Genomic DNA, 1,369 nt, shown 5'->3' on the forward strand with positions numbered 1-1,369 from the left:
CAGGGTCCCGGCAAGTTTGCTGAGGCGCAGGTAGTGGGTCAGGTCTGGTGTTTCTGGTGGGGCCGTGTAGCGGGATGCGGGTGTGCGGCCGGGGGTCTTATGGGTGCGGGCACGACACCTGAAGATCATGGAGGTTCCTACGCCATCATGATCGACCCGAGGTGCCGTGCCCGCCGTACCAGTATCACCACCCACCCCTGTTCTCGATCAGCTGGCCGCCGCTGTCACCGATGGTCATCACAGGCCGGCGTCGGTATCGGGTCTACTGGCGGTCTTCGGCCAGATCCCGGACCCTCGGAAGCCCCGAGGTCGGCGGCACAGCCTGGCCGTGGTGCTCACCCTGGCGACCTGCGCGGTCCTCGCTGGGGCGCGGTCGTTCACCGCGATCGGCGAGTGGGCCACCGACGCCGGTCAGACGGTCACCGGCCTGCTCGGGGTCGTCCGGGTGCCCGACGAGTCGACGTTCCGCCGGGTGTTCGCCGCTCTCGACGCCGACGCGCTGGACACGGCGCTGGGAGCATGGGCCGCCGCGGCGACCAGCCCGGACACGGGAACACGGCGGCGGGTCGCGGTCGACGGTAAGTCCCTGCGCGGCTCCCGCACCGGCGACAGTCCGGGTCGTCATCTCCTCGCCGCCCTCGACCATCACACCGGTGCCGTGCTCGGCCAGGTCGCGGTGGACGCGAAATCGAACGAGATCCCCGCGCTGTCGGTCCTGCTCGCAGGCCTCGACCTGACCGGCGTGGTCGTCACAGCGGACGCGTTGCACACCCAGACCGAGACCGCGCGCTGGCTGATCGGCCGCGGGGCGCACTACGTCCTCACGGTCAAAGCGAACCAGCCCACGTTGTATGCCCAGCTCACAGCCCTGCCCTGGGGGCAGGTGAGGACCGCCGCGCGCACCGTCGAGCGTGGCCACGGCCGCCGCGAGCGGCGCACGGTGAAGGCCACCGAGGTTCGCGCCGGGTTACTGTTCCCGCACGCCGTCCAGGCGGTGCGGATCACCCGCCGACGCCAACCGCTGGCCGGCGGACCCGCCGAGACCGAGACCGCCTACCTGATCACCAGCATGGCGACCCATCACGCCAACCCGACCTGGCTCGCCGCGTTCGCCCGCGAGCACTGGCATGTCGAGAACCGGCCGCACTGGGTCCGCGACGTCACTTTCGGTGAGGACCTCAGCCAGGTCCGGACCGGCAACGCGCCCCGGGTCATGGCCAGCCTGCGCAACCTCGCGATCACGATCCTGCGCCTGACCGGCACCACGAACATCGCCGCGGGAATCCGCCACCACGCCCGTCACCCGACACGCCCACTAGAGGCGATCATGAACCTTGCTTGCTAACCGACAACTATGCCGGGGCCCTGG

Annotated in this window: 1 protein-coding gene; it reads left to right on the plus strand. The window is 70.4% G+C overall.

Translation table 11 applies throughout. From position 1 onward, the window contains the following. Positions 1–211: 211 nt before the first annotated feature. The gene (locus tag ND747_RS16345; RefSeq protein WP_374216245.1) at positions 212–1,345 is read left to right on the plus strand and encodes an ISAs1 family transposase; all 1,134 of its coding nucleotides are present in this window, start codon (positions 212–214) and stop codon (positions 1,343–1,345) included. Positions 1,346–1,369: the final 24 nt, after the last annotated feature.

Origin of the sequence: Frankia sp. R82 (assembly GCF_023716925.1) — a bacterium.
GTDB lineage: Bacteria > Actinomycetota > Actinomycetes > Frankiales > Frankiaceae > Frankia.